A 26,802-nucleotide genomic window follows, 5' to 3' on the forward strand; every position below is an offset into this window, starting at 1 on the left:
AGGATATTTATGCAACAAATTAAATACCTTTAAAGCATAAGCGAATGCATAAGCAAATGGCCCATTCGTCAGGATTGCATGGGCCAATCCAGCTACTTTCAGCCCCGGTTCAGCCTGGGAACACGCCAAGCCGTCAAAATGGCGCACAGATCACGACCCACCTAGCCGCCCATCACATCGACTACCGAGGTCGCACCCATGAAAAAATTCCGCTTGCCTGGCCTGCTGTTCCTGGCCCAGGCCACCACCGCCCTGGCGGGTGAAGCGCCGGTCACCGAAGACGACAAAGGCTTCTGGTACGCGCAAACCAGCGTCTACACCCGGCATTTCGCGCCCGACCCCGAGCACAACAATAACCAGGACTTGATTGGCCTGGAGCGCAATGAAGCCTCAGGTTTTGTGTATGGCGGGGCGACGTTCCGCAACTCGTTCCGGCAGCGCTCGTACTATGCGTATGCGGGAAAACGCTACGACATGGCCGACTATCCGGTGTATTTGAAGCTGACGGGCGGGGCGATCCAGGGTTATCGCGGCAAGTACCGCGACAAGATCCCGTTGAACCGTTTCGGCGTGGCGCCGGTGATCATTCCGTCCGTGGGCGCGCATTACGGGCCGGTGGCGGCGGAATTGGTGTTGCTGGGGTTCAATGCCGCAATGGTCACGACTGGCGTACGCTTTTAGGGCCGAGGCGCGTAGGCAAATACATCGGCACGCATCTGGTGCGCATCCATACCAGCCTCGACCAGTGCGTCCAGCGTGCCGTAGATCATGGCCGGTGAACCGCTGGCGTAGACGTGTACCGACTTGAGGTCGGTGATGTCTTCGCACACGGCTTCATGCAACAACCCGCAACGCCCCTCCCAGCCGCACAGGTCACTGACGACTTTGTGCAGGAACAGGTTGGGCAGTTGCAGCCACTGGTCCCAGTGTTCGATCTGGTAGAAATCTTCCGGGCGACGCACGCCCCAGTACAGGTGCACCGGGTGCTTGAAGCCGGACGCGCGGCAATGTTCGATCAGGCTGTGCATCTGCGCCATGCCGGTGCCAGCAGCGATCAACACCAGCGGCCCATCCGGCAGCTCGGCCAGGTGGGTATCACCAAATGGCAGCTCGACGCGGGCCATCTGGTTGCGCTGCAGTTGCTCCAGCAGGCTGCGCGCGCTGTCTTCACGCACCAGCACATGCAGCTCCAGCTCGCGCCCCGCATGGGGTGCCGAGGCCAGGGAGAATGCCGACTTCTCGCCGTTCTCGCGCTCGATCATCAGGTACTGACCGGCGTGGTAACGCACCGCCTTGCCGGCCGGCGCGCGCAGGCGCACACGCCACACATCGCCACCGACCTCGACGCATTCACTCAATTGGCACGACAACTTGCGCAACGGCAACTCTCCCGGCGCCAGCACGCCATCCCACAACACCACGCAATCTTCCAGCGGCTCGGCAATGCAGGTGTAGAACTCACCATGGTCACGCACTTCCCCGGCTTGCTGCACCCGGCCTTCTACCAACAGCGCGGCACACACGTGGCACACGCCGTTGCGACAGGCCTGAGGGCATTCGTACCCTAGGCGGCGCGCGCCTTCGAGGATTCGCTCGCCAGGGACCAGCTCCAGCACGGCGCCGGAAGGTTGCAGGGTTACACGCATCAATCTATTCCCAATTCTTTCCAGATCGCATCGACACGGGCGGTGACAGCCTCATCCTTGACGATCACCCGACCCCATTCGCGGGTGGTTTCACCCGGCCACTTGTGGGTGGCGTCCAGGCCCATCTTCGAACCCAAGCCCGACACCGGCGAGGCGAAGTCGAGGTAGTCGATCGGCGTGTTGTCGATCATCACCGTGTCGCGCTTGGGGTCCATGCGCGTGGTGATGGCCCAGATCACGTCGTTCCAGTCGCGGGCATTGATGTCGTCGTCGGTGACAATAACGAACTTGGTATACATGAACTGTCGCAAAAACGACCACACACCGAGCATTACCCGCTTGGCATGGCCTGGGTACGACTTCTTCATGGTCACAATGGCCATGCGGTACGAGCAGCCTTCCGGCGGCAGGTAGAAGTCGGTGATCTCCGGGAATTGCTTTTGCAGGATCGGCACGAACACTTCGTTGAGTGCCACGCCCAGAATCGCCGGCTCATCCGGCGGACGGCCGGTATAGGTGCTGTGGTAAATCGGTTTGATCCGGTGGGTGATGCGCTCGACGGTGAACACCGGGAAGCTGTCGACTTCGTTGTAGTAGCCGGTGTGGTCGCCGTAAGGGCCTTCATCGGCCATTTCGCCCGGATGAATCACACCCTCAAGGATGATTTCGGCAGTAGCCGGCACTTGCAGGTCGTTGCCACGGCACTTCACCAACTCGGTGCGGTTACCTCGCAGCAGGCCGGCGAAGGCGTATTCGGACAGGCTGTCGGGCACCGGGGTCACGGCGCCGAGGATGGTGGCCGGATCGGCGCCCAGGGCCACGGAGACCGGGAAAGGTTTGCCGGGGTGTTTTTCGCACCATTCGCGGAAGTCCAGCGCGCCGCCACGGTGGCTCAGCCAACGCATGATCACCTTATTGCGGCCGATCACTTGCTGGCGGTAGATACCGAGGTTCTGGCGGTCCTTGTTCGGGCCCTTGGTGACGGTCAGGCCCCAAGTGATCAACGGGCCGACATCGCCGGGCCAGCAGGTTTGCACCGGCAGCATGGACAGGTCGACATCGTCGCCTTCAATAACTACTTCCTGGCACACCGCGTCCTTGACCACTTTGGGGGCCATGGCAATGATCTTGCGGAAGATGGGCAGCTTCGACCAGGCGTCCTTGAGCCCCTTGGGCGGCTCGGGCTCCTTGAGGAAGGCCAGCAGCTTGCCGATCTCGCGCAGCTCGCTGACCGACTCGGCGCCCATGCCAAAGGCCACGCGCTCGGGCGTGCCGAACAGGTTGCCGAGCACCGGGATATCAAAGCCGGTCGGGTTCTCGAACAGCAGCGCCGGACCCTTGTTACGCAGGGTACGGTCGCAAATCTCAGTCATCTCCAGCACCGGGGAAATCGGCATCTGGATACGTTTCAACTCTCCGCGCTGCTCAAGTTGCTGCACGAAATCCCGAAGATCCTTGAATTTCATTAACCATGCCACCCGTAAAATAGGCGTACATCCTACCTGCTATGGCGGCCGCTGGCAGCTTATCGCGGTGCATTTGGGTGCCAACGGCGCTTAAAAAGCAGGCGAAAAAAAATGGCGCCCCTGAGGGCGCCATTCTTTCGGACCTGAAACGTCGTATTACTTACGCTTCATCGACAGGAAGAACTCGTCGTTGGTCTTGGTGGTTTTCAGCTTGTCGACCAGGAACTCGATGGCTGCAACTTCATCCATCGGGTGCAGCAGCTTGCGCAGGATCCACATGCGCTGCAGTTCGTCGTCGGCGGTCAGCAACTCTTCGCGGCGAGTGCCGGAACGGTTGATGTTGATCGCCGGGAACACGCGTTTTTCCGCGATGCGACGGTCCAGGGGCAGTTCCATGTTACCGGTACCCTTGAACTCTTCGTAGATCACTTCGTCCATCTTCGAACCGGTTTCAACCAGTGCGGTGGCGATAATGGTCAGCGAGCCGCCTTCTTCGATGTTCCGCGCGGCGCCGAAGAAACGCTTCGGTTTCTCCAGGGCGTGGGCATCGACACCACCGGTCAATACCTTGCCAGAGCTTGGGATCACGGTGTTGTAGGCACGGGCCAGACGGGTGATGGAGTCGAGCAGGATCACCACGTCTTTCTTGTGTTCGACCAGGCGCTTGGCCTTCTCGATCACCATTTCGGCAACCTGCACGTGGCGGGTTGGCGGCTCATCGAACGTGGAGGCAACCACTTCGCCGCGCACGGTGCGCTGCATTTCGGTCACTTCTTCCGGACGCTCATCGATCAACAGCACGATCAGGTGAACTTCAGGATTGTTACGCGCGATGTTCGCTGCAATGTTCTGCAGCATGATGGTCTTACCGGCTTTCGGCGGTGCGACGATCAGGCCACGCTGGCCCTTGCCGATCGGGGCGCACAGGTCGATCACACGACCGGTCAGGTCTTCGGTGGAACCGTTGCCGGCTTCCATCTTCATGCGCACGGTCGGGAACAGCGGGGTCAGGTTCTCGAAGAGAATCTTGTTTTTCGCGTTCTCGGGACGATCGAAGTTGATCGTGTCGACCTTGAGCAGGGCGAAATAACGCTCGCCTTCCTTCGGAGGTCGGATCTTGCCAACGATGGTGTCACCGGTGCGCAAGTTGAAGCGACGGATCTGGCTCGGCGAGACGTAGATATCGTCTGGGCCGGCAAGATAGGAGGCGTCAGCAGAGCGGAGGAAGCCGAAGCCGTCCTGGAGAATCTCCAGCACGCCATCACCGGAGATTTCCTCGCCGCTTTTCGCGTGCTTTTTCAGCAGGGAGAAAATCACGTCCTGCTTGCGCGAACGGGCCATATTTTCTATGCCCATTTCTTCGGCCAGCTGGAGCAGGTCGGTAATCGGCTTTTGCTTGAGTTCAGTCAGATTCATATAGGAATGACGTAATCATTTATGGAGGGGGGAAATTAAGCTTTTGGCTTAATGAGGCCGCGCCGCGGAGAAGGCGACAGGATCGCGTACTAATCGAAAAGGAGTGCGTCGGCGACGGCATGCAGGGGGCAGTGGAGAAACCAGTGCGGGGCCGAATGTACCACCTGAGTTTCGGAGCGTCTAGCCCTGTTTCACGAAAAAGCCCCGCTATTTGCGGGGCTTTTTTGACGACGCTTAGATGTTCGCGTCGAGGAAAGCTTGCAGCTGAGACTTCGACAGCGCGCCTACTTTGGTCGCTTCGACGTTGCCGTTCTTGAACAGCATCAGGGTCGGGATACCACGCACGCCGTGCTTGGCCGGGGTTTCCTGGTTGTCGTCGATGTTCAGCTTGGCAATGGTCAGCTTGCCTTCGTAGGTGGTCGCAATGTCGTCCAGGACTGGAGCGATCATTTTGCAAGGGCCACACCATTCAGCCCAGTAGTCAACCAGCACCGGGCCAGCAGCCTTGAGTACTTCGGCCTCAAAGGTCGCGTCGGTGACGTGCTTGATAAGATCGTTGCTCATGGATGTCTCCGGATTGTAAGCAAAAAAAACGTGGCCCATCATAGCCGCCCTTCCACCGTTCAGGAAGCCGCCTCTGATTGAGTCTTGCTATGGTGATGCATGAGTTTGGGTATAGCCCAACTCAGGGCGTGACGGGAATCACGAAGGCAATACCTGTACGCAGCGCCGCATTGCGCACGTGTTCCTGCATGGTTTTCTGCGCCGCCGCACTGGCGCGCCGAGCCAGGGCGCGCAGGATCCGGCGGTGTTCCTGCCAGGTTTCCATGGCCCGCTCCGGCCGGATGAACGGTAGCTTCTGACTCTCCAGGAACACCTCGGCGCTGGCACTCAGGATGCTCACCATGGCCTGATTACCGCTGGCCAGCAGGATGCGCTGGTGGAATTCGAAGTCCAGTCGGGCGGCCGCCTCGAAGTCGCCAGTCTTGAGTACCTTGCGCATGGCCTCGACGTTATCTTCCAGGCTGTCCAGCTCATCAAGGGTCAGCGTCACCGCCGCCAATCCCGCCGCGAACCCTTCCAAGGCATAACGCAGTTGGAAGATATCCAGTGGCGTGGCCTGGGCCGCGAAGGGCCAGGCAAACCCTGGCGATTCCTCCGCGGCCTGCACGAACACGCCCTTGCCGGGCTGCACACTGACCACACCCAGCGCGCTGAGGGACGACAACGCCTCGCGCAACGACGCCCGGCTCACGCCCAACTGCACCGCTAGGTCGCGTTGGGACGGCAGTGCATCGCCCGGCCCGAAGCCTTGCTCCTTGATCAGTTTGCGGATGGCCTGCAGGGCCGCTTCCGGTACGGCTTGGGCGATGGAATTCATAGAAAACTCAAGGTTCCAGTCAACTGAGCGGCTAGTTGTAAAGCTATTCGAAGCCGGCGGCAAGCCACGCCCCAAAGGGGCTCGCGGGGTTTTGTCGGCGCTCGAAAAGGGTGCGAAAAGTCCGCGAACTGTTCAGACCAGTCCGACCACCAAAACGCAATGGGTGCCTGGCTTTCAAGCGTTATTGAGCGTGATGGCATGGGCTGTGCACTGAGCAAATCCAGAAAATTCCTTCGCCCTTCTCGGAGAGTTGCCATGACCAAGCGCTACAGCGCCCTGCTTACTGCCCTGTTTGCCAGCCTGATGCTGAGCCAGGCACCCGCCCAGGCCAACGGTCTGGACGACATCGTCGCCCGTGGCACCCTCAAGGTCGCCGTGCCTCAGGACTTCCCGCCGTTCGGCTCGGTCGGACCCGACATGAAGCCCCGCGGCCTGGACATCGACACCGCCAAGCTGCTGGCCGACCAGCTCAAGGTCAAGCTGGAACTCACCCCAGTCAACAGCACCAACCGCATTCCCTTCCTCACCACCGGCAAGGTCGACTTGGTGATCTCCAGCCTGGGCAAGAACGCCGAGCGGGAAAAGGTCATCGACTTCTCCAAGGCCTATGCACCGTTCTACCTGGCCGTGTTCGGCCCGCCTGAAGCGGCCATCAGCAGCACCGACGACCTCAAGGGCAAGACCATCAGCGTGACCCGTGGCGCCATTGAAGACATCGAGCTGACCGCCGTCGCGCCCAAGGAAGCCACGATCAAGCGTTTCGAAGATAACAACTCGACCATCGCCGCCTACTTGGCCGGCCAGGTCGACCTGATCGCCAGCGGTAACGTGGTGATGGTGGCGATCAGCGAACGCAACCCGAAACGCGTGCCCGCGCTGAAAGTGAAGCTCAAGGATTCGCCGGTGTACGTGGGCGTGAACAAGAACGAGCCGGCACTGCTGGAGAAGGTCAACCAGATCCTGGTCGCGGCCAAGGCCGATGGCAGCCTGGAAAAGAACGCACTGCAATGGCTTAAAGAGCCACTGCCCGCCGATCTCTGAAACGACGGAGCTGACTCATGGCGTATCAATTTGACTTCGTGCCGGTGCTGGCCAATACCGACCTGCTGTTGCGCGGCGCGCTGTTCACCCTGGAGCTGACGGCCATCGGCGCTATCCTCGGCGTGGCCCTGGGCACCGTTGGCGCAGTGGTGCGGGCGTGGAAGATCCAGCCGTTTGCGTGGATCTTCGGTGTGTATGTCGAGTTGATCCGCAACACGCCATTCCTGGTGCAGTTGTTCTTCATCTTCTTCGGCCTGCCGTCCCTGGGGCTGAAGATCACCGAATGGCAAGCCGCGGTGCTGGCGATGGTGATCAACCTGGGCGCCTACTCCACAGAAATCATCCGCGCCGGCATTCAAGCGATACCGCGCGGGCAGCTGGAAGCCGCCGCCGCGCTGGCCATGACGCGCTTCGAAGCCTTCCGCCACGTAGTCCTGCTGCCGGCGTTGGGCAAGGTGTGGCCGGCCCTGAGCAGCCAGATCATCATCGTGATGCTCGGTTCGGCGGTGTGCTCGCAGATCGCCACGGAAGAACTCAGTTTTGCCGCCAACTTCATCCAGTCGCGCAACTTCCGCGCCTTTGAAACCTATGCCCTGACCACCCTGGTGTATCTGTGCATGGCGCTGATGATTCGCCAGTTGCTCAACTGGATCGGCCGCCGCTTCGTGATGAGGAACAGCCGATGAGTGATTTTTCGTTCTGGGACATCGTGCGCAACCTGGCTACAGGCCTGCAGTGGACCTTGCTGCTGTCATTGGTGGCGTTTGTCGGTGGCGGGGTGATCGGTTTGCTGGTGATGACGATGCGCATCAGCCGCAACGCGTTCCCGCGCAACCTTGCGCGCACCTATATCGAACTGTTCCAGGGTACGCCGCTGTTGATGCAGCTGTTCCTGGTGTTTTTCGGCATCGCCCTGCTCGGCGTGGATATCTCGCCCTGGCTGGCGGCGGCAATTGCCCTGACGTTGTTCACCAGCGCCTACCTCGCCGAAATCTGGCGGGGCTGCGTCGACTCCATCGCCCACGGGCAATGGGAAGCTTCGGCCAGCCTTGCACTCAACCCGCTTGAGCAACTGCGCTACGTGATCCTGCCCCAAGCGCTGCGGATTGCCGTCGCGCCCACCGTGGGGTTTTCGGTGCAGGTGGTCAAAGGCACCGCCGTGACCTCGATCATCGGCTTTACCGAACTGACCAAGACCGGCGGCATGCTCGCCAACGCGACCTTTGAGCCCTTCATGGTCTACGGCCTGGTGGCCCTTGGTTACTTTTTGCTCTGCTACCCCTTGTCCCTCAGTGCGCGCTACCTGGAAAGGAGACTGCATGCCTCTGCTTAGAATTTCCGCCCTGCATAAGTATTACGGCGATCACCATGTACTCAAAGGCATCGACCTGACCGTTGAAGAAGGCCAGGTGGTGGCGATCATCGGCCGTAGCGGTTCGGGCAAATCCACTTTGCTGCGTACCCTCAACGGCCTGGAGTCGATCAACGACGGCGTGATCGAAGTCGATGGCGAATACCTCGACGCCGCCCGCGCCGACCTGCGCAGCCTGCGGCAGAAAGTCGGCATGGTGTTCCAGCAATTCAACCTGTTCCCGCACCTGACCGTCGGCGAAAACGTCATGCTCGCGCCGCAAGTGGTGCAGAAAGTGCCGAAGGCCAAGGCGGCCCAGTTGGCCAGGCAAATGCTGGAGCGCGTCGGGCTGGGCGAAAAGTTCGACGCCTTTCCCGATCGCCTGTCCGGTGGACAGCAACAACGCGTGGCGATTGCACGCGCCCTGGCCATGTCACCCAAGGTGCTGCTGTGCGACGAAATCACCTCGGCCCTCGACCCGGAACTGGTCAATGAAGTGCTCAGCGTGGTGCGCCAACTGGCCAAGGACGGCATGACCCTGATCATGGTGACCCACGAAATGCGCTTCGCCCGTGAAGTCGGCGACAAACTGGTGTTCATGCACCAGGGCAAGGTGCATGAGGTGGGCGACCCCAAAGTGTTGTTCGCTAGCCCGCAAACCGCCGAGCTGGCCAATTTCATTGGTTCTACGGAACAGCCGGGCTGACCAGTTCGAATTGGCCATGGCCTTCCAGCAGCGTCTCACGAGTCAACGCGAGGGCATTGGCCGGCAGTTGAACCGCGACCTCCACCTGGGCTGTCAGCCGACGGCCCGTCACCGGCGTACCGCCTACGCTTGCATACAACATACGCCCCGGTAGCAACTGTCCGCTGGAGGTGTCATCGGACTGCCACGATACCGGCCTGCCGTCGACCTGAGCCTGCCTCAGGTTCAAGGTAAAACGTCCCTGTCGACCAAACTGGAAGCCCTGGGCATCGGCGGCTGCACCGTTGAAACGCAGCGACATCGCCGAAGGGTCCGTGCAAAGCACGCTCAAGTGCAGCGTGCGCGGTGTGTCCAGCGTCATTAGCGTCCTGCTGGAGGAAGCTTGCGCTGGGCGAATCACACCATAGTCGACACGGGGCTCACTCAGGGTCATCCGGCAGTTTTCAGCCTGCACCTGGGTCGCCACAAGGGCCACCCACAACAGCCACAGGTTCCTGCGCTTAGCGAACATGGCAGACCACCGGTGCGGTTTCATAGAGTTTGTCATCGTCAGGCTCTTGCTCCGGGTTGACTTGCAGCAGGCAGGATTGCGAATCCGGCAGTGAAACCTTCAAGGTTTGAGGACCATCGATATTGCTGAGGAAAATCATGCCGTCACCCACCACACTGGTCACAAAGGTGTTGTCCTGACCAAACACTGCGGCGCCTTGAGGCAGTGGCCGGCCCTGTTCGTCCTGGGCTTCAAGCAACAGACGACGGACTTTCACCACATCAAAGTTGAGAATATTGACTGAACCCCGACCGGCAGCGAGCACCTTGGTGCCGTTCTTCAAGTCGACGCGCTTGGGCAGCGACTGGGTCTGCACCTGCAGATGGTTGTTGCTGTAGGCCTGCAGCCCGGGGATCACCGCCTGGCCGCTGAAATCGGTCCATACCGGTCCTTGGGGCGTCGAAACCTTGGCCGTCCCGATATCGCCCACCGAAACAATGCCAAAGGTGTCCTGCACCGCATACGGCGAGAAGGTTACCCCGCGCTCATGGGCTACGATGCCGCCTTGCAGTTGGCCGGAATAGTTGGTGTTCGACGGATCGCGGTCGATACCCAAGCTCACGCGGGTATACAGCGGTAAGGCGTCCACACGACCGCGCACACTTTGCTCGCGCTCTTTCATGTCCCGATCAACACCGACTTCGTAGTTCACATAGTCGTTGACCCGCTCGCTGAGGGCGGTGCCGGCATCCAGCCGGTCACCTCGACGACTGACGTAAGTGCTCATACTCCGATCGGCCCCGAGTGGCACCGTGACCTGCAGCCTGACAGACGTGCCCTCATCCAGCCGATCGTCGCGGCGACTGCCCCGAGCCGGGTCCAGGCGCCGAGGCTCGGTCGCACCTACCTGGGCGTCGGCAATCAGTGCAACACCCACGCCGTTGAACGTGTTGTTCCACGAGGCAAAGAGGTGATCGTTGGATTGCCCGTCGAATTGCGAATTGCGGGTAAAACCGAAGGAGAAGCCGCCCAAGGACGGGTCCGCCCAGTTCAACCCTGCCGTGTACTGGCGCTTGAAACGCGCATCGAGGTTGTACCCCCGCGACGCCTGGCCGGCGTCCAGTACCTCACGGTAGCCGCGAGTCTGTGCCGAAGCGCTCAGGTTGATATCAAGATTGGCGAATAGAGGAGCTCCCAAAGACAGCGTGCTACGCGCGCCACCCACTTCATCTTGAGCATCACGGGACAGGTTATGACGCACGCCCACGGTCATCTGATGGAAAAACACACTGCTCAGTGATCCGCCGGCCGACTGGTACTCGTCGGTACTCAGCAAACCGAAGCCCAGCGACGAGCGCTGGCCCAGCCCCCAGGTGCCGCTGCCCATGGCGACCACTGGTGAGTCCTGGTTGTCGATGGACGTTTCACGCACCTTGCCGAGGGAAAAGTAATATCCCGGCTCGATCGGAGCCCCACCCCGAAAGGACGCAGCGGGCACCACAAAACTGCGCTTTGCCCCACGCACGTCAATCACGCTCACGTCGAGATCGCTGGTGCTGTTCAGCAACGGCAAACCGGTCAGCCTGAACGGACCTTCCGGTACCAGGGTGGAATGGATCAATGCACCTGATTGACGAACCTCGACCCGCGACTGGCTTTGAGCCAGCCCTTCAACCACAACGTTGCTGTCGCCCGTACCACTGCGCTGCTGGCCGTCCGGAGAGAACTGCAAGCCTGTGAGTTGTACACCGCCAAAAATCGGGTTATTGCTGGAAATCTGCCCCACCTGGAACGTCGACTGCAACGCCGCGATATCACGCTGGGCATAGGCGTTCACCTGTTCGGTGCGCATCTCGCCATTGTCGGAGACATAAAACTGGCGGCTACGCACAATCCAATTACCCAGATTGAATCCCGCCTCGGTATAGGCCGATACGAAGCGACTTGACCCACTGCGCGAGTGGGTATCGAAACCCAATATGTCGTAGTTGAAGATGGCGGCCGCGCCACCCTCGGAAAAACTCCCGCCCTCCCACTCCGGCGCACGCAGGGACTGGGTCGGCACCACCAGGGTGACTTCGTCGCTGCTGGGGCGCAGCCGCACCATGGTCGCGGGGTATTCGCCAACGAAATCATGGCAGGCCTGGTCAGGGGTGATGCCCTCGCGCAGAAGCCTGGACGGAGTAACCAGACCGGCCTTTGCCAGCAACGCGGGGGTGAAGCACAACTGCCCCTGGTAATCGAAACGGGCGTCAACCAATCCCAACGGAGTGCCATTGACTCGCAGTCCGACCACATGGACACCTTCACGAAAGCGCGCTGCGCTGCGAAAGTATTCAGACACCTGCGGATCAATCCCGAGGGAGGTCAACGCGGCCACGTCAAAACCCTGCCCCAGCCCAACCGCTGCGCTGGTGCCTGGCAGACTCCAGAGCGTCGCGAGCCCCAGCAAAATTCTGGAATGAAGCTGGGAAACATTGCTCGGCACGCTATTGGCAGAACGACGGGTATGCCTGATCTTTTTCATAGGCCCGTCAATCCGCATCAGCCGTAACGGGCGCGCGGTAATTGTCCACCGTAAACCCATAGACCGTGGCCGGATGAATCTCCACGGCCATCACTCTCGCCAGCGAGCCGGCCGACGCGAGCGTCAGCACTTCGCCCGGCAGGATGTAGGTTCGCGGCAACGTTGCCAAGCTTGCCTGCGGGTGCAGTTGTACTTCCATCCCCAGGCGTACGACGTAGGCGCTGTTGTTGTGGACCTTCAACTGATCCCCTTCACGCTTCCAGGTCAGCAACTGCCAGGGCGCATCATGCCTGGGCAAGCCCTTAGGGTGCAGGATCAATGGCAGGCTTTGGCGCAGAGTGATACCAATGGTCGCACCGCCGGGAGCACGTGCCTCGGGGATACCTTCAAATGAAACCCGTTTCAGGCGCTGGGTCTTGAGCGGTTTCTTCGTAGTACTGATGAAGCGCACCAGTTGAGTGTCACCCGCTTCGACCCGAGTAATCGGGGGCGTCACGATCAACAAAGGTTCCAGGTCTTCCGGTATGTTTTGTATGACCGAATGAAGTAACGCAGGGCCAGGGTCCGTATTTTTAACATTAAGTGTCGCCTCACCCTCTTCCTCATTCAGAATGACAACGGTTGTTTCCGGTTGCATTCCGTCCGCTACTGCCATACCACACAAAAAAAGGCACAAGCTTATATAGCGCAACAACGACTTCAGGATTATTGATAGAGCATTCACCGATTTTCCCCACAACCATAAAGTCGAACACCAACAAACGCACACATCAAAACAGCCGACACTTAACAAAGAGAGGTAAGTATCTTTGCGTTCATGTCGGCCATTAATGACGTACTTAGATGTAATCCACTGACAGACTGGTGCGACCATCCAGCGTTACATCACGGGTCAGGTCCAAATCGTTCGTGCGGTTGATAACGGCTTTCACTTCAAGCGTGCCTGTAAGACTGGTGATGGATGCAGGTACCGCAGTGGTACCGCTACGCCACGAATACTGGGCAGGCGATTGGGCGACTTTACCGTCACTGTTCTGCCAGGCCGCCCCCTGGCTGGTGCGCATGATAGGGTTCAGGGCCCCGCTGGACGATTGCAGGTTTTTGAGAGTAACGGAGTACCCACCGGTACGCTTGTTATTGGCGAGTCCCAGGCCGTAGTTCTGCGCCTCGGTGAACCCGGCACCGAGGATGCCTGCCACCTTGCTGGCGGATTTCAGGTCGCTTAGCGCCACTCGAAACTGCGCCGGCGATTGGCCGCAACTGATGTTCAAGCTCACCGTTTTCGCGGCAAGAGGAGTGAAGTTCGTCGGCGACAGGCTTGAGGCGGGAATTGTCTGGTAATCGACGATGCCGCTACCGGCGAGGCTAAGGTTGCAAGCCACCGGTTTGATAGTCCCTCGTACAATCAGTTCAGCAACATCAGCTGCGTGGGCCCCAATACTTGCGGCCAAGCAAAGAGCACCCACTGTCACACCAAGCATTTTTTTCATATTCAACCTGTCATCTGTAATGAGTAGGTGCATTTACGACAGCCGAAAACTCTGACCATAAATAAATAACACCACGGCAAAATTGCCGGATGACAGTCTGTAGCGTTGGCACCTAATTAATGAATCAGAGAACACGCCAATATTTGTGGGAGGCGTAAAAATAAAAAGTGGGCCGAACCTAAGTGCCGAGTAGGTTTAAAGTCAATTCCGACAAGCTATTAATCTCCACGTTGTAGGCAAAGTCGTAAACACCACAACTACAATCAATCGTTAATAACTCCTACAAAGACAACCACCACTTTTCTTTCAACTTAGAAAACCTCCCTACATATCCCCCAAGAATTCCTCATAGACACCCGCAGGAAAATTACCGAAGCCGTACGCGTTGGCACCAAAGGTCGATCGTGGCACGATGGCTGGGTTATCGACCGAGACCCCCTTACCATGCCGCAATCCCAAGCCAAGAATCTGTCCCTGATCGCCGCCATCGACCTGGGCTCCAACAGCTTTCACATGGTCGTGGCCAAGGCCCAGAACGGCGAAATCCGCATCCTTGAGCGGCTCGGCGAGAAAGTACAACTGGCTGCCGGCATCGACGACGAGCGCCAGCTCAATGAAGAGTCCATGCAGCGTGGGCTCGATTGCCTGAAGCGATTTGCCCAGTTGATCAACGGCATGCCCCTGGGTGCCGTGCGAATCGTCGGCACCAACGCGTTGCGCGAAGCCCGCAACCGTGGCGAATTCATACGCCGCGCCGAGGAGATCCTTGGGCATCCCGTCGAAGTCATCTCCGGTCGTGAAGAAGCGCGCCTGATCTATCTAGGCGTGTCCCACACCCTGGCCGACACCCCCGGCAAACGCCTGGTCGCCGACATCGGCGGCGGCAGTACCGAATTCATCATTGGGCAAAGATTCGAGCCCTTGCTGCGCGAAAGCCTGCAGATGGGTTGCGTCAGCTACACCCAACGTTACTTCAAGGACGGCAAGATCACCCCGGCGCGCTACGCCCAGGCCTATACGGCGGCGCGGCTGGAGATCATGAGCATCGAGCACGCCCTGCACCGCCTGACCTGGGACGAAGCCATCGGTTCGTCCGGCACCATCCGCGCCATCGGCCTGGCCCTGAAAGCCGGCGGCCACGGCACTGGCGAAGTAAATGCCGAAGGCCTGGCATGGCTCAAGCGTAAGCTGTTCAAGTTGGGGGACGCCGAGAAAATCGACTTCGACGGTATCAAGCCCGATCGTCGCACCATTTTTCCGGCCGGCCTGGCGATTCTCGAAGCGATCTTCGACGCCCTTGAGCTGCAACGCATGGACCACTGCGATGGCGCACTGCGTGAAGGCGTGCTCTACGACCTATTGGGCCGCCACCACCATGAAGACGTGCGTGAGCGCACGCTCACCTCGTTGATGGAGCGTTACCACGTCGACCTGGAACAAGCCGCCCGTGTGGAGCGCAAAGCCCTGCACGCCTTCGACCAGGTGGCCGAGGACTGGGACCTGGAAGACGGCGTCTGGCGCGAGTTGCTGGGCTGGGCCGCCAAGGTGCATGAAGTGGGCCTGGACATCGCCCACTATCATTACCACAAGCACGGCGCCTACCTGATCGAACACTCGGACCTGGCCGGTTTTTCCCGCGAAGACCAGCAAATGCTCGCCCTGCTGGTGCGCGGCCATCGCCGTAACATCCCCAAGGACAAATTCGCTGAATTCGGTGACGAAGGCATCAAGCTGATCCGCCTGTGTGTGTTGCTGCGCTTTGCGATCCTGTTCCACCACATCCGTGGTACCCAGGAAATGCCCCAGGTGACGCTGCGCGCCGACGGCGACAGCCTGGATGTGGTGTTCCCGAAAGGCTGGCTGGATGAAAACCAGCTGACCCAGGCGGATTTTGCCCAGGAAGCCGAGTGGTTGACGCGGGTGGGGTTCAGCCTGAACCTGCGTTAACCCAATCCAATCGGGGTGGGCTTGCTGTGGTGAGCGGGCTTGCCCCGCGCTGGGCTGCGAAGCAGCCCCAATAAAAACGCCGCATTCTGTCAGGCAGAATGCGGCGTTTGGTTTTAGGGCCGCTTCGCAGCCCAGCGCGGGGCAAGCCCGCTCACCACACAAGCCTGCTCATACAAACCGCTACTCAATTCACAGTCAAAATCGGGCTACCCAGCTTCTCCAACAACGTCGCCTGCGCACTGCGCGGGTTCTGGTTGCCGGTCGGTGTGTTGCGCACGTAGCGGCCGTCCGACTGCAGGCTCCAGCTGTGAGTGTTGTCGGTCAGGTAGCTTTCCAGCTCCTTCTTGACCCGCATGATCAGCTTCTTGCCTTCCACCGGGAAGCACGTTTCTACCCGCTTATCGAGGTTGCGCTCCATCCAGTCGGCACTGGAGAGGAACATCTGCTCTTCGCCGCCGTTGAGGAAGTAGAACACCCGCGTGTGTTCCAGGAAGCGGCCGATGATCGAGCGCACATGGATGTTGTGCGACACCCCGACAATGCCTGGACGCAGGCAGCACATGCCGCGCACCACCAGGTCGATGCGCACACCGGACTGGCTGGCCTTGTACAACGCACGGATGATCTTAGGATCGGTCAGCGAGTTGAACTTGGCGATGATGTGCGCCGGTTTGCCGTCGAGGGCAAACTGGGTTTCGCGGGCAATCATGTCGAGCATGCCCTTTTTCAGAGTGAACGGCGCGTGCAGCAGCTTCTTCATGCGCAAGGTCTTGCCCATGCCGATCAACTGGCTGAACAGCTTGCCGACGTCTTCACACAAGGCATCGTCGGAGGTCAACAGGCTGTAGTCGGTGTAGAGCTTGGCATTGCCGGCGTGGTAGTTACCGGTACCCAAGTGGGCGTAACGCACGATTTCACCGGCCTCGCGACGCAGGATCAGCATCATCTTGGCGTGGGTCTTGAAGCCGACCACACCGTAGATCACCACTGCACCGGCCGCTTGCAGACGGCTCGCCAGTTGCAGGTTGGATTCTTCGTCAAAACGCGCACGCAGTTCGATCACCGCCGTGACTTCCTTGCCGTTACGCGCGGCGTCGACCAAGGCGTCGACGATTTCCGAGTTGGCGCCAGAACGGTACAGGGTCTGGCGTACCGCCAATACATGCGGGTCCTTGGCCGCCTGGCGCAGTAGGTCGACCACCGGGGTGAAGGACTCAAACGGGTGCAACAGCAGGATGTCCTGCTTGCTCACCACGCTGAAAATGTTCTCGCTGTTTTGCAGCAGTTTCGGGATCTGCGGCGTGAACGGCGTGTATTGCAACTCCGGATGGCTGTCCAGGCCGGTGATGCTGAACAGGCGCGTCAGGTTGACCGGGCCGTTGACCTGGTACAGCTCGGATTCGGCCAGGTTGAACTGCTTGAGCAGGTAGTCCGACAGGTGTTTCGGGCAGGTGTCGGCCACTTCCAGGCGTACCGCATCGCCGTAGCGCCGCGAGAACAACTCGCCGCGCAGCGCACGGGCCAAGTCTTCGACGTCCTCGGAGTCCAGCGCCAGGTCGGCGTTACGGGTCAGGCGGAACTGGTAGCAACCTTTTACCTTCATGCCCTGGAACAGGTCATCGGCGTGGGCGTGGATCATCGACGAGAGGAATACATAGTTATCGCCAGCCCCCCCCACCTCTTCAGGTACCTTGATGATGCGTGGCAACAGGCGCGGGGCCGGGATAATGGCGAGGCCGGAATCGCGACCGAACGCGTCGATACCTTCCAGCTCGACGATGAAGTTGAGGCTCTTGTTCACCAGCAACGGGAACGGGTGCGTCGGGTCAAGGCCGATCGGGGTAATGATTGGCGAGATCTCATCACGGAAGTAACGACGCACCCAGGTCTTGATCTTGGTGGTCCAGTGACGGCGACGGATGAAGCGGACCTGATGTTTCTCCAGTTCCGGCAACAGGATGTCGTTGAGGATCGCGTATTGGCGGTCTACATGGCCGTGCACCAGCTCGCTGATGCGCGCCAGGGCCTGATGCGGCTGCAGGCCGTCGGCGCCGGCTTGCTCACGAGCGAAGGTGATTTGCTTCTTGAGGCCGGCGACGCGGATCTCGAAGAACTCGTCCAGGTTGCTGGAGAAAATCAGCAGGAACTTCAGGCGCTCCAGCAGCGGGTAGGACTCATCCAGCGCCTGCTCCAGCACGCGGATGTTGAATTGCAGTTGTGACAGCTCGCGGTGGATGTACAGGCTGCTGTCATCCAGGTTGGTCACCGCCGCCACCGGGGCCGGCACGGGCGGCTCAGCCACCACGGCAGGCGCCGCAGGCTCATGTTCCGGCGGGGTCTCGGTGACTTGTTCAACCACCGGGTGAGCGTCTTTTACGGCAACTTCTGAGAGTCCTTCGGTATTCATTGAATGTTCCTGTGAGGGCTATTGTTGCTCTCTAAGCAATTGGGCGGCGCGGGCGGCGAAGTAGGTCAGAATGCCATCAGCCCCGGCGCGTTTAAAGGCTGTCAGGGATTCTAGGATCACCCCTTCACTCAGCCATCCATTCTGTATTGCAGCCATGTGCATCGCGTACTCGCCGCTGACCTGGTAGACAAACGTCGGCACTTTGAATTCTTCTTTGACCCGGTAAAGGATGTCCAGGTACGGCATCCCCGGCTTGACCATCACCATGTCAGCGCCTTCGGCCAGGTCGGCCGCCACTTCGTGCAGGGCTTCATGGCTGTTGGCCGGGTCCATCTGGTACGAAGCCTTGTTCGCCTTGCCCAGGTTAAGCGCCGAGCCCACCGCATCGCGGAACGGCCCGTAATAGGCGCTGGCGTACTTGGCCGAGTAGGCCATGATCCGCACATTGACGTGACCGGCCAACTCCAGGGCTTCGCGAATCGCCTGGATGCGGCCGTCCATCATGTCTGACGGCGCAACCACCTGGGCGCCAGCGGCGGCGTGGGACAAGGCTTGCTTGACCAGCGCATCGACGGTGATGTCGTTCTGAACATAGCCGTCTTCGTCCAGAATGCCATCCTGGCCGTGGGTGGTAAACGGGTCCAACGCCACGTCGGTGATCACCCCAAGCTCCGGGAAACGCTCGCGCAGGGCGCGGGTGGCGCGCTGGGCGATCCCTTGAGGGTTCCAGGCTTCGGCAGCATCCAGGGACTTGAGTTCAGACGGCGTGACGGGGAACAGCGCCAACGCCGGAATCCCCAACTCGACCCAACCGGCGGCTTCTTCAAGCAGCAGATCAATGGTCAAACGCTCCACTCCCGGCATCGAAGCCACCGCTTCCCGACGATTTTCCCCGTCCAGCACAAACACCGGCAGGATCAGATCGTTGGTCGTGAGCACGTTTTCACGCACCAGGCGGCGAGAGAAATCATCACGACGATTGCGACGCAGACGGGTGGCGGGGAACAGACGATTGGCAGGGGTAAAGCTCACGACAGACTCCTGAGCCCGGGTTCACGGGCGAGCGTTGCAGTTATAAGCGGCCATTATGACGAAGGTATGACAGTTGTGCTTAAGCATGCGACCTGTAGCCGCATTCGTCATTTACGTAGGAATTGTTCACTTCGTGACACATCTCGATACTTTCATGAATCTTCGTGAAGGCGTAGGCTGCGCGTTCATTTCGCCAGCACCCCAGACCATGCTTCAACAATTTCTGCATGACTTCGGCTACTTTGCGCTCTTCCTGGGCACCTTCTTTGAAGGCGAGACCATTTTGGTTCTCGCAGGCTTCCTGGCGTTCCGTGGCTACATGGATATCAACCTGGTGGTGGTCGTTGCCTTTTTCGGCAGCTACGCCGGCGACCAGCTTTGGTATTACATGGGCCGCAAACACGGTCGCAAGTTGTTGGCGCGCAAGCCACGCTGGCAATTGATGGGTGACAAGGCCCTGGAGCATATCCGCAAGCACCCGGATATCTGGGTGTTGAGCTTCCGCTTCGTCTACGGGCTGCGCACGGTCATGCCGGTGGCGATCGGCCTGTCCGGCTACCCACCTCTGCGCTACCTGATCCTCAACGGCATTGGTGCCGCGATCTGGGCGTTGGCCCTGGGCGCTGCGGCCTATCACTTCGGCGCGGTGCTGGAAGGTATGTTGGGCAGCATCAAGAAGTACGAGCTGTGGGTGTTGGGCGCGTTACTGCTACTGGGCTTCGGCCTGTGGCTGCGCCGCCGCATCAAGAATGCACGCATCGCCCGCGAGGCCTGCGCCGAGGCCAAGGCCCGGCTCGCGGCCGAGCCGGTCCCGGTCGAAACGCCTAAGACACCAGTCGAGTAAACCGGCTTCTACAGCAGTAGAGGCCGATCACGCTGAGCAGGCTGTAGCTCAGCAGGCCCAGCCAGCCCAGGTTGCTGGCGGGCCATAGCCCAACCAACGGCGCCAGCCAGATCAGCGGCACATTCAGCACCAGCCGCGAAAGCTCGGCCTTCAGCGCCCAAGGGCGATTCTCCAGGGCCACACCCAAGGTAAACAACCCCAGCGCCATGGCACTCCAACCCAGGATCAGCGCCGCCGTGGACAAGCCTTCGCCGAAATTCATCAAATAGCTGCCAAAACCCACGTACGCCGCGAATTGCAGGGCGATGTAGACCTGCTGGCGACCATCCAGCGGCACTTCGAATTTACGGAACTGGGTCAGGTCATGCTTGGCCAGCGGGTACTTGGCCTTCACGTCGGCCGGGCGCCAACCGGTGCGCATGAACCAGATGCGTAACTTGTCCCACCAGCGCTCTGTACGTCGCGCATCACTCCACAACTGCGCATAAAACTGCAGGTTGGCCCACAGCGGATTCCAGCTGGCCAACGGCGTGGTCACGCCGAAAATCACCGGTTCGTTGTCATCCTCTTCCTGGAAGGTGCCGAACAGCCGGTCCCAAATAATGAACACCCCGCCGTAGTTGCGATCCATGTAGAGAGCGTTCTGTGCATGGTGGGCCCGATGATTGGACGGCGTGACGAAAAACCATTCATACCAGCCGAGCTTGGGCACATGCCGGGTGTGCACCCAGAATTGATAGAGCAAATTGAGCGATGCCACGCTGATAAACACCACCAATGGCACGCCGAGTACGGCCAGAGGCAGGTAGAAGATCCAGCTCAGCAGGAAGCCGGTGCTGGTCTGGCGCAGGGCGGTGCTGAGGTTGTAGTCCTCACTCTGGTGATGCACCGAGTGCGCGGCCCACAGGATGTTGCGTTCATGGCCCATGCGATGCAGCCAGTAGTAGCAGAAGTCGTAGAACACAAAGGCGAATACCCAGGTCCAGACGCTTTGGGCCGGGAGATCAATCAATGCAAGATGTTTGAGAGCGAACGCGTAGGTCAAAATCCCTACACCCTTGGTCAACAGCCCTGTGGTGGTAGACAGCACGCCGGTGCTGAGGCTGTTGATGGCATCCGCCACCCGGTAGTTGCGCTCGCCGCGCCAGCGGTCAGCAAGCAGCTCTACCACGATCAAGGCGATGAAAAACGGTACCGCGTAAGGCACGAAGTCCATGGTCTGGTCCGGTCTGATTTTGTTACATCAAGATTAGGTGCAGCGACACGAGATCCCATTGGCAACAGATGACAAATTAGTAGACATTTAACGCCAAGACCCCAGGAGAAATGCCCATGAGCAAAAAGATTGCAGTGATCCTTTCCGGCTGCGGCGTGTACGACGGCGCAGAGATCCACGAAAGCGTGATCACCTTGCTGCGCCTGGACCAGCGCGGCGCTCAGGTCCAATGTTTTGCCCCCAACATTGCGCAACTGCATGTCATCAACCACCTCACCGGCGAAGAAATGCCCGAGTCGCGCAACGTCCTGGTGGAGTCGGCCCGAATTGCCCGCGGTGATGTGAAAGACATCCGCGAAGCCAATGCCGAAGATTTTGATGCGCTGATCGTGCCCGGCGGGTTTGGCGCGGCGAAGAATCTGTCGAACTTTGCCGTGGAAGGCGCAGGCTGCAGCGTCAACCCACAGGTGCTGGAGCTGGCCGAGGCCTTTGCCGAAGCGGGCAAGCCGGTGGGGCTGATCTGCATCTCACCGGCCCTGGCGGCGAAGATCTATGGCCCGGGCGTGACCTGCACCATCGGTAACTGCGCCGACACCGCCGCCGCGCTGGACAAGATGGGCGCTACCCACCAAGAGTGCACGGTGGAAGATATCGTCGAGGACAAGGCGCGCAAACTGGTGAGCACGCCGGCCTATATGCTTGGCAAGAGCATCAGCGAGGTCGCTTCGGGGATCAACAAGCTGGTGGACCGGGTGTTGGAACTCACCCACGAAAACGACTGATCACCGATGCTGGCGAGGAATCTCCCTCGCTATAGGTCAGGGTTGGCGCATCAGGCGCGTGAGGATTCGGTCCAGGGCATTGGCAAACGCCTGCTTTTCTTTTTCACCGTGAGGCGGTGGCCCCCCACCCATCTGGCCCAGTTCACGCAGATCCGTGAACAGGTTACGCACCGCCAGGCGTTCGCTCATGTTCGCCGGGCTGAACTCCTTGCCCCGTGGATCGAGGGCGGTGACGCCCTTTTTCACCAGGCGGTCGGCCAAGGGCACGTCGCTGCAGATCACCAACTCACCAGGCAGCGCGTGCTCTACGAGGTAGTCATCCGCCGCGTCCGGGCCGCTGGGCACCACAATCAGCTTCACACACGCAAAGCTCGGCTTGATCTGGCTTTGCCCGGCCACCAGCACCACCTCGAACTGACGCTTGAGGGCGAACTTCACCACTTGGTCCTTGGCTGCCCGAGGGCAGGCGTCGGCATCGATCCACACGCGCATGTCAGGCCGCCACTCGGCGTTTCTCGGCCAACCGACTGCGACCATACAGCACCACAATCGCCAGGATCGCCACAGCCTGCGCACTCAGCGAGTACGCATCGGCGTGGATGCCCAACCAGTCGAAGTCAAAGAACGCCACCGGCCGCGTACCGAAGATGCCGGCTTCCTGCAACGCCTTCACGCCATGCCCGGCGAACACCACCGACAGCGCACACAGCAACGCCGCATTGATACCGAAGAACAGCGCCAGCGGCAGCTTGGCCGAACCGCGCAGAATCACCCACGCCAGGCCCACCAGCAGCACCAGCGCCGTCGCACCGCCCGCCAGCACGGCGTTGTGTCCAGCCGGGCCGGCTTGCAGCCACAGGGTTTCGTAAAACAGGATCACCTCGAACAGCTCGCGGTACACCGAGAAAAACGCCAGCATCGCAAAGCCGAAACGCCCACCGCCGCCTACCAGGCTGCTCTTGATGTAGTCCTGCCAGGCGGCCGCGTGGCGGCGGTCGTGCATCCACACGCCGAGCCACAGCACCATCACACTGGCAAACAGCGCCGTGCAGCCTTCAAGCAATTCACGCTGGGCGCCGCTCACGTCAATCACATACGCGGCCAACGCCCAGGTGGCGAGACCCGCCAACAGCGCCAGGCCCCAGCCCACGTTGACGCTACGCACCGCCGACTGCTGGCCGGTGTTGCGCAGGAACGCGAGGATCGCGGCGAGCACCAGAATGGCTTCCAGGCCTTCACGCAGCAGGATCAGCAGGCCCGAGATGTAGCTCAGCGACCAACTCAGGCCATCGCTGCCCAGCAGGCCGGCGGATTCGGTGAGTTTGCCTTTGGCCACATCCAGGCGCTGCTGCACCTGCTCGACCGGCAAACCGTCCTGCAACGACTGCCGGTAGGCCATCAGCGCCTTCTCGGTGTCCTTGCGCACGTTGGCGTCGACGTTATCCAAAGAGCTTTCCACCAGCTCGAAGCCTTCCAGGTAGGCGGCTACCGACAGGTCGTAGGCCTGTTCGTGGTCTCCGTTGCGGAACGCGGCCAGGCTCTTGTCGAGGGTGGTGGCGGTGTAGTCGAGTAGCTGCGCCGGGCCACGCTTGACCTGCGGCGGTTGCGCACGCTGGGCGCGGAATGTCGTAGCGGCAGCTACACCGTCGGCGGCCAGGACTTCGTTCGGAGTCTGGCGCGCCAGGTCGGCGAGGTTGAACGGTTGCTCGCTTTTCGCCGCGGCCGGGTCGGCGGTGAAGCCGGCGATGTAGGTGGCCAGGTCCCAGCGCTGACGGTCGTCCAGTTGATCAGCGAAGGACGGCATATCGGTGCCTTCGACGCCCAGGCCAAGAGTGTTGTAGATCGCATAGAGGCTCAAGCGGTCCAGGCGCACAGGGTCGCGCAGATTGGCCGGTGGCGGCGTCATACCGACGCTGGCCGGGCCATCACCGGCGCCCGCGGTGCCGTGGCACACCGAGCAATGCTGGGCGTAGAGCGGCGCACCTCGCGTTGGATCAGGGGTGATTGCCGGGGCCTGGCTGACTTCATAGGCCACGGCCAGTTGGGCACCCAATTGGCGGGCTTGCCGAGCAACCGTTGCGCCGTCCTGATGGGCAGTTACAGCCGCTAACAGTTCATCGACACCTTTGACCAACGCCGCGCGCTCCGGGCGCTGAGGCAACTCTGCCACCAGCCCTTGCAACACCCCGAGAAACTCCACCTGTTCGCGGTATTCGGATTCATCGATAACCTTGCCCGCCTCCACCGTCGGAGGATAGTCAGCGCCAATGTAGTCCAGCAAATGCAGGGCTTGTGGCGCGCCCTCGGCAGTCGCAGCCAGCAGGTTGAAGCTGCACGACATCAACGCCGGCAGCATCAGCCAGGCGAGAAAACGGAAGGGGGCAGTCATGAACGAATCTCAAATGGAAATACGAAGTAACACATTGTTAGGGCTTAAGGGGTTTGACTCAAGGCGTAAGTGATTTGTCGTTGGTAAAAGCGAAGCATTTTTAGAAGCGGACTGGTCGCGCATTGGGCGACTTCGTCGGGCAAATAGCCATTGTTTTGCCAGTAATGGTGCTTATAATGCCGCGCCCTGTTAGTGCGAAAGGGAATTTCGTTCCTCGTTTTTATGAGGAATTACCACATCGGTTACTACTTTCAGGGAAGAAGGCTGCATGGCATTTCGCGCTTTACCTTTGCTTGCGCTCTCGGCGGTAACGTTGTTGTCGGGCTGTTCGATGTTCCGCAGCTATGACACCGAGTTGCAGGCTACCAATCAGCAATTGGCCACCGGGAATGTCGACGCGGCGTTGACGCTGTTGGAGAAGAACAACAGCGGTGAAGACAAAGACTTGCTCTATTTCTTCGAGAAGGGTGAGTTGCTGCGGGCCAAGGGTGATTTGACGGGGAGTCAGACCGCGTGGCGCAGTGCTGATTTGCAGGTCTACAAATGGGAAGAGACGGTCAAGTTCGACAGCGCCAAATACCTGGCCCAGTTCGGCAGTTTCCTCGCCAACGACAAGGTGCGGCGCTACGAAGGCTATGACTACGAGAAGGTCATGCTGACCACGCAGATGGCCCTGAACCTGCTGGCCTTGAACGACTTCGATGGCGCGCGCACCGAGATCAAGAAGACCCACGAACGCGAAGCGGTGATCGCGGACCTGCGGGATAAGGAATACCTCAAGCGCGAGGACGAAGCCGAGCGTGAAGGCGTGACCACCCAGATGAAAGACCTGCGCGGCTATCCGGTAGCAGCCCTCGACGCGCCGGAAGTGGTCGGTCTGAAGAACAGTTACCAGAGTGCGTTCAGCCATTACCTGGCCGGTTTCGTCTACGAAGCCCTGGGCGAAAAAGATCTGGCGGCCCCCGGTTACCGTAAGGCGGCTGAGTTGCGCCCCAACACACTATTACTTGAACAGGCCTTGCTGGACCTGGACAAATCCAAGGTCGGTGCCGATGAAACCGACGTGCTGATCGTGGTGCAGAGCGGTCTGGCGCCGGCCCGCGATTCGATTCGCCTGCCGATTCCGATCCCGATCAACGGCAACCTGGTGATCACCCCGCTGTCGTTCCCGGTGATCAAGGCCGACACGTCCACCGCGACCTTCGCCCAGATCGGCGTCGACGGCCAGCAACGGAACCTCACGGCACTCAACAGCACTACGGCCATGTCCCGCCGTGCCCTGCGCGATGACATGCCGGGGATCATCCTGCGTACCACGGTGCGTGCGGTCAGCCGTGGCGTGGCGCAAAACAACCTGAACAAGACCAACCCCATGGCGGGCCTGGTGCTGGGTATCGCCTCGGCGGTCACCGAAGGTGCCGACACCCGCACCTGGCGCACCCTGCCGGACATGACCCAGGTGACGCGCCTGCGCCTCAAGCACGGCGAGCATCAAGTCAGCCTGCCCAACGCCCTGGGCGGCACCTTGGTGACGGTCAAGGCTGACCAGCGTTACCAGGTGATCACGCTGCGTGTGGTGGGTAACCAGGTATTCGCTGGTGGCCTGGCCGCTCATGTGGTGCCGAGCACCGCCAACCAGGCCATCGCCCTCAAACAACCTTAAGGAGCACGCTATGCGTCATTTTATCCTCGGCGCCTTGGCGCTGGTCCTGCTGGCCGGCTGCGCCACCCCGCCACCCCCGGAGCCTGGCAGCGCCGCAAGCAAAATCGTGGTGATGGGCAAATTCAAAGGCATCGCCGTCGGCGCCATCCGCGTTGCGCGCGAGAACGGCTTCCTCACCGCCAAGGTGCAGTTGAGCAATATCACCAGCAGCAACCAGACGATGTATTACCGCTTCGCCTGGCTAGGCGCCGACGGCTTCCCGGTAGGCGACGAAGAAACCTGGAAAGTGCTGAGCCTGTACGCCAACCAGGCGACCTTCCTGCCGGCCATTGCCAACCTGCCCCAGGCGGCGGACTTCCGTCTTGAAGTGAAGACGCCTTGAGCCGTTCCCCTTTTACGTTTCAGAGAGAGTTCCCCATGTTTGCACGCTTCTCGATGCTCGCTGTCGTTGCCCTGCTGGCCAGCGGCTGCTCCAACACCTCGCCCGTACTGGGCAGCAAGAACATCAGCTACGGCGACACCAAGGCCGTAGAAACAGTCACCAACGAGTTCGGCTCCACCGACCTGCAGATGATCGCCGAAAGCATGACCCGCTCCCTCGCCCAATCCGGCATCTTGCAGGGTCGCCCGGTGGTGCAGGTGTATGACGTGAAGAACAAGACCAGCGAGTACATCGACACTCGCGAGATCACCACGTCGATCAAGACCCAGTTGATGAAGACCGGCACCGCCCGCTTCGCCAGCGACAACACCGACATGCAGAGCCAGGTCGACCAGCTCAAGCTGCAGAACCAGAGCGGCCTGTACAAGAAGTCGACCGTCAGCAAGACCGGCAACATGGTCGCCGCCAAGTACCGCCTGGAAGGCTCCATCAGCTCCATCGTCAAACGCAGCTCGGACTACAAGGACGTGTTCTACAAATTCAGCCTGCAACTGGTGGACGTCGAGAGCGGCCTGGCCGAATGGATGGACGAAAAAGAAATTCGCAAGACCACGGAGCGCTAAGCA

25 protein-coding genes are annotated in these 26,802 nt (G+C 60.2%); 11 read left to right on the forward strand and 14 right to left on the reverse strand.

Going from position 1 to position 26,802, the window contains the following annotated elements:
• Positions 1-198 precede the first annotated feature (198 nt).
• Positions 199-681 (forward strand): sn-glycerol-3-phosphate transporter, encoded by a 483-nt coding sequence (locus tag RB216_RS28150; RefSeq protein WP_068935472.1) that lies wholly within the window; start codon positions 199-201, stop codon positions 679-681.
• On the opposite strand, the gene RB216_RS28155 is transcribed toward RB216_RS28150, so the two are convergent.
• The 5 genes from RB216_RS28155 to RB216_RS28175 form a co-directional block, all read right to left on the reverse strand.
• A complete protein-coding gene (locus RB216_RS28155) occupies positions 678-1,646 on the reverse strand; it encodes a CDP-6-deoxy-delta-3,4-glucoseen reductase (protein WP_122686933.1) in 969 nt (322 codons plus the stop codon). The two genes, RB216_RS28150 and RB216_RS28155, sit on opposite strands and share 4 nt — an antisense overlap.
• Positions 1,646-3,112, reverse strand: a complete 1,467-nt coding sequence (gene ubiD / locus RB216_RS28160; protein WP_028618405.1) for a 4-hydroxy-3-polyprenylbenzoate decarboxylase — start codon at positions 3,110-3,112, stop codon at positions 1,646-1,648. Before ubiD ends, RB216_RS28155 begins: the two co-directional genes overlap by 1 nt.
• Before the next feature lie 156 nt (positions 3,113-3,268).
• The gene (gene rho, locus RB216_RS28165; RefSeq protein WP_016973082.1) at positions 3,269-4,528 is read right to left on the reverse strand and encodes a transcription termination factor Rho; all 1,260 of its coding nucleotides are present in this window, start codon (positions 4,526-4,528) and stop codon (positions 3,269-3,271) included.
• A 234-nt stretch (positions 4,529-4,762) separates the two neighbouring features.
• Complete coding sequence (trxA, locus tag RB216_RS28170) at positions 4,763-5,092, reverse strand: thioredoxin TrxA (protein ID WP_015886460.1); 330 nt, start codon at positions 5,090-5,092, stop codon at positions 4,763-4,765.
• 121 nt (positions 5,093-5,213) lie between these two features.
• Complete coding sequence (locus RB216_RS28175) at positions 5,214-5,909, reverse strand: FadR/GntR family transcriptional regulator (protein WP_028618406.1); 696 nt, start codon at positions 5,907-5,909, stop codon at positions 5,214-5,216.
• Positions 5,910-6,164: 255 nt separating this feature from the next.
• Between RB216_RS28175 and RB216_RS28180 the strand changes: the two genes are divergently transcribed.
• From RB216_RS28180 to RB216_RS28195, 4 genes are read left to right on the forward strand one after another with little or no spacing between them, the layout of a single operon-like run.
• The gene (locus RB216_RS28180; protein WP_095013955.1) at positions 6,165-6,950 is read left to right on the forward strand and encodes a transporter substrate-binding domain-containing protein; all 786 of its coding nucleotides are present in this window, start codon (positions 6,165-6,167) and stop codon (positions 6,948-6,950) included.
• Positions 6,951-6,967: 17 nt separating this feature from the next.
• Complete coding sequence (locus RB216_RS28185) at positions 6,968-7,636, forward strand: amino acid ABC transporter permease (RefSeq protein ID WP_028618408.1); 669 nt, start codon at positions 6,968-6,970, stop codon at positions 7,634-7,636.
• Positions 7,633-8,283: an amino acid ABC transporter permease gene (locus RB216_RS28190; protein ID WP_028618409.1), complete on the forward strand. Its 651-nt coding sequence runs from the start codon at positions 7,633-7,635 to the stop codon at positions 8,281-8,283. Before RB216_RS28185 ends, RB216_RS28190 begins: the two co-directional genes overlap by 4 nt.
• Complete coding sequence (locus RB216_RS28195; protein WP_016978950.1) at positions 8,270-9,007, forward strand: amino acid ABC transporter ATP-binding protein; 738 nt, start codon at positions 8,270-8,272, stop codon at positions 9,005-9,007. Before RB216_RS28190 ends, RB216_RS28195 begins: the two co-directional genes overlap by 14 nt.
• On the opposite strand, the gene RB216_RS28200 is transcribed toward RB216_RS28195, so the two are convergent.
• The 4 genes from RB216_RS28200 to RB216_RS28215 form a co-directional block, all read right to left on the reverse strand.
• Entirely contained in the window at positions 8,988-9,518 is a 531-nt protein-coding gene (locus RB216_RS28200; RefSeq protein ID WP_308908126.1) for a DUF1120 domain-containing protein, read from the reverse strand. The genes RB216_RS28195 and RB216_RS28200 overlap by 20 nt on opposite strands.
• Positions 9,508-12,024, reverse strand: a complete 2,517-nt coding sequence (locus RB216_RS28205) for a fimbria/pilus outer membrane usher protein (RefSeq protein WP_308908127.1) — start codon at positions 12,022-12,024, stop codon at positions 9,508-9,510. Before RB216_RS28205 ends, RB216_RS28200 begins: the two co-directional genes overlap by 11 nt.
• Positions 12,025-12,031: 7 nt before the next feature.
• Positions 12,032-12,733: a fimbria/pilus chaperone family protein gene (locus RB216_RS28210; protein ID WP_372514818.1), complete on the reverse strand. Its 702-nt coding sequence runs from the start codon at positions 12,731-12,733 to the stop codon at positions 12,032-12,034.
• 130 nt (positions 12,734-12,863) lie between these two features.
• Complete coding sequence (locus tag RB216_RS28215; RefSeq protein WP_028618413.1) at positions 12,864-13,514, reverse strand: DUF1120 domain-containing protein; 651 nt, start codon at positions 13,512-13,514, stop codon at positions 12,864-12,866.
• Positions 13,515-13,958: 444 nt separating this feature from the next.
• On the opposite strand from RB216_RS28215, the gene ppx reads away from it, so the two are divergent.
• Positions 13,959-15,461 (forward strand): exopolyphosphatase, encoded by a 1,503-nt coding sequence (gene ppx / locus RB216_RS28220; RefSeq protein ID WP_028618414.1) that lies wholly within the window; start codon positions 13,959-13,961, stop codon positions 15,459-15,461.
• Positions 15,462-15,645: 184 nt separating this feature from the next.
• Here the strand turns inward: ppx and ppk1 are convergent, their stop codons facing one another.
• Together ppk1 and hemB are read right to left on the reverse strand one after the other, a co-directional pair.
• Complete coding sequence (gene ppk1 / locus RB216_RS28225; protein WP_028618415.1) at positions 15,646-17,868, reverse strand: polyphosphate kinase 1; 2,223 nt, start codon at positions 17,866-17,868, stop codon at positions 15,646-15,648.
• 18 nt (positions 17,869-17,886) lie between these two features.
• Positions 17,887-18,900: a porphobilinogen synthase gene (gene hemB, locus RB216_RS28230; protein ID WP_068935457.1), complete on the reverse strand. Its 1,014-nt coding sequence runs from the start codon at positions 18,898-18,900 to the stop codon at positions 17,887-17,889.
• A gap of 208 nt (positions 18,901-19,108) precedes the next feature.
• On the opposite strand from hemB, the gene RB216_RS28235 reads away from it, so the two are divergent.
• Positions 19,109-19,744, forward strand: coding sequence for a DedA family protein (locus tag RB216_RS28235; protein WP_033897595.1), 636 nt, complete (start codon positions 19,109-19,111; stop codon positions 19,742-19,744).
• Here the strand turns inward: RB216_RS28235 and RB216_RS28240 are convergent.
• A complete protein-coding gene (locus RB216_RS28240; protein WP_028618418.1) occupies positions 19,725-20,960 on the reverse strand; it encodes a sterol desaturase family protein in 1,236 nt (411 codons plus the stop codon). The two genes, RB216_RS28235 and RB216_RS28240, sit on opposite strands and share 20 nt — an antisense overlap.
• A 116-nt stretch (positions 20,961-21,076) precedes the next feature.
• Between RB216_RS28240 and elbB the strand changes: the two genes are divergently transcribed.
• Positions 21,077-21,742, forward strand: coding sequence for an isoprenoid biosynthesis glyoxalase ElbB (gene elbB, locus RB216_RS28245; protein WP_028618419.1), 666 nt, complete (start codon positions 21,077-21,079; stop codon positions 21,740-21,742).
• Between the two features lie 36 nt (positions 21,743-21,778).
• Here elbB and RB216_RS28250 read toward each other — a convergent pair whose 3' ends face one another.
• Both RB216_RS28250 and RB216_RS28255 read right to left on the reverse strand, forming a co-directional pair.
• Positions 21,779-22,234 (reverse strand): YaiI/YqxD family protein, encoded by a 456-nt coding sequence (locus tag RB216_RS28250; RefSeq protein WP_236320736.1) that lies wholly within the window; start codon positions 22,232-22,234, stop codon positions 21,779-21,781.
• 1 nt (position 22,235) lies between these two features.
• Positions 22,236-24,131, reverse strand: a complete 1,896-nt coding sequence (locus RB216_RS28255) for an FTR1 family protein (protein ID WP_028618421.1) — start codon at positions 24,129-24,131, stop codon at positions 22,236-22,238.
• 268 nt (positions 24,132-24,399) lie between these two features.
• Between RB216_RS28255 and RB216_RS28260 the strand changes: the two genes are divergently transcribed.
• The 3 genes from RB216_RS28260 to lpoB are packed head-to-tail and all read left to right on the forward strand — an operon-like array spanning position 24,400 to position 26,799.
• Positions 24,400-25,794 carry a COG3014 family protein gene (locus RB216_RS28260; protein WP_308908128.1) on the forward strand — a complete coding sequence of 465 codons (1,395 nt, stop codon included), beginning with the start codon at positions 24,400-24,402 and terminating at the stop codon, positions 25,792-25,794.
• A 10-nt stretch (positions 25,795-25,804) separates the two neighbouring features.
• Positions 25,805-26,176 carry a YcfL family putative periplasmic lipoprotein gene (locus RB216_RS28265; RefSeq protein WP_028618423.1) on the forward strand — a complete coding sequence of 124 codons (372 nt, stop codon included), beginning with the start codon at positions 25,805-25,807 and terminating at the stop codon, positions 26,174-26,176.
• A 35-nt stretch (positions 26,177-26,211) separates the two neighbouring features.
• Positions 26,212-26,799 carry a penicillin-binding protein activator LpoB gene (lpoB, locus tag RB216_RS28270; RefSeq protein ID WP_028618424.1) on the forward strand — a complete coding sequence of 196 codons (588 nt, stop codon included), beginning with the start codon at positions 26,212-26,214 and terminating at the stop codon, positions 26,797-26,799.
• Positions 26,800-26,802: the final 3 nt, after the last annotated feature.

It is taken from the genome of Pseudomonas canadensis, from assembly GCF_030980095.1.
GTDB classification, from domain to species: domain Bacteria; phylum Pseudomonadota; class Gammaproteobacteria; order Pseudomonadales; family Pseudomonadaceae; genus Aquipseudomonas; species Aquipseudomonas canadensis.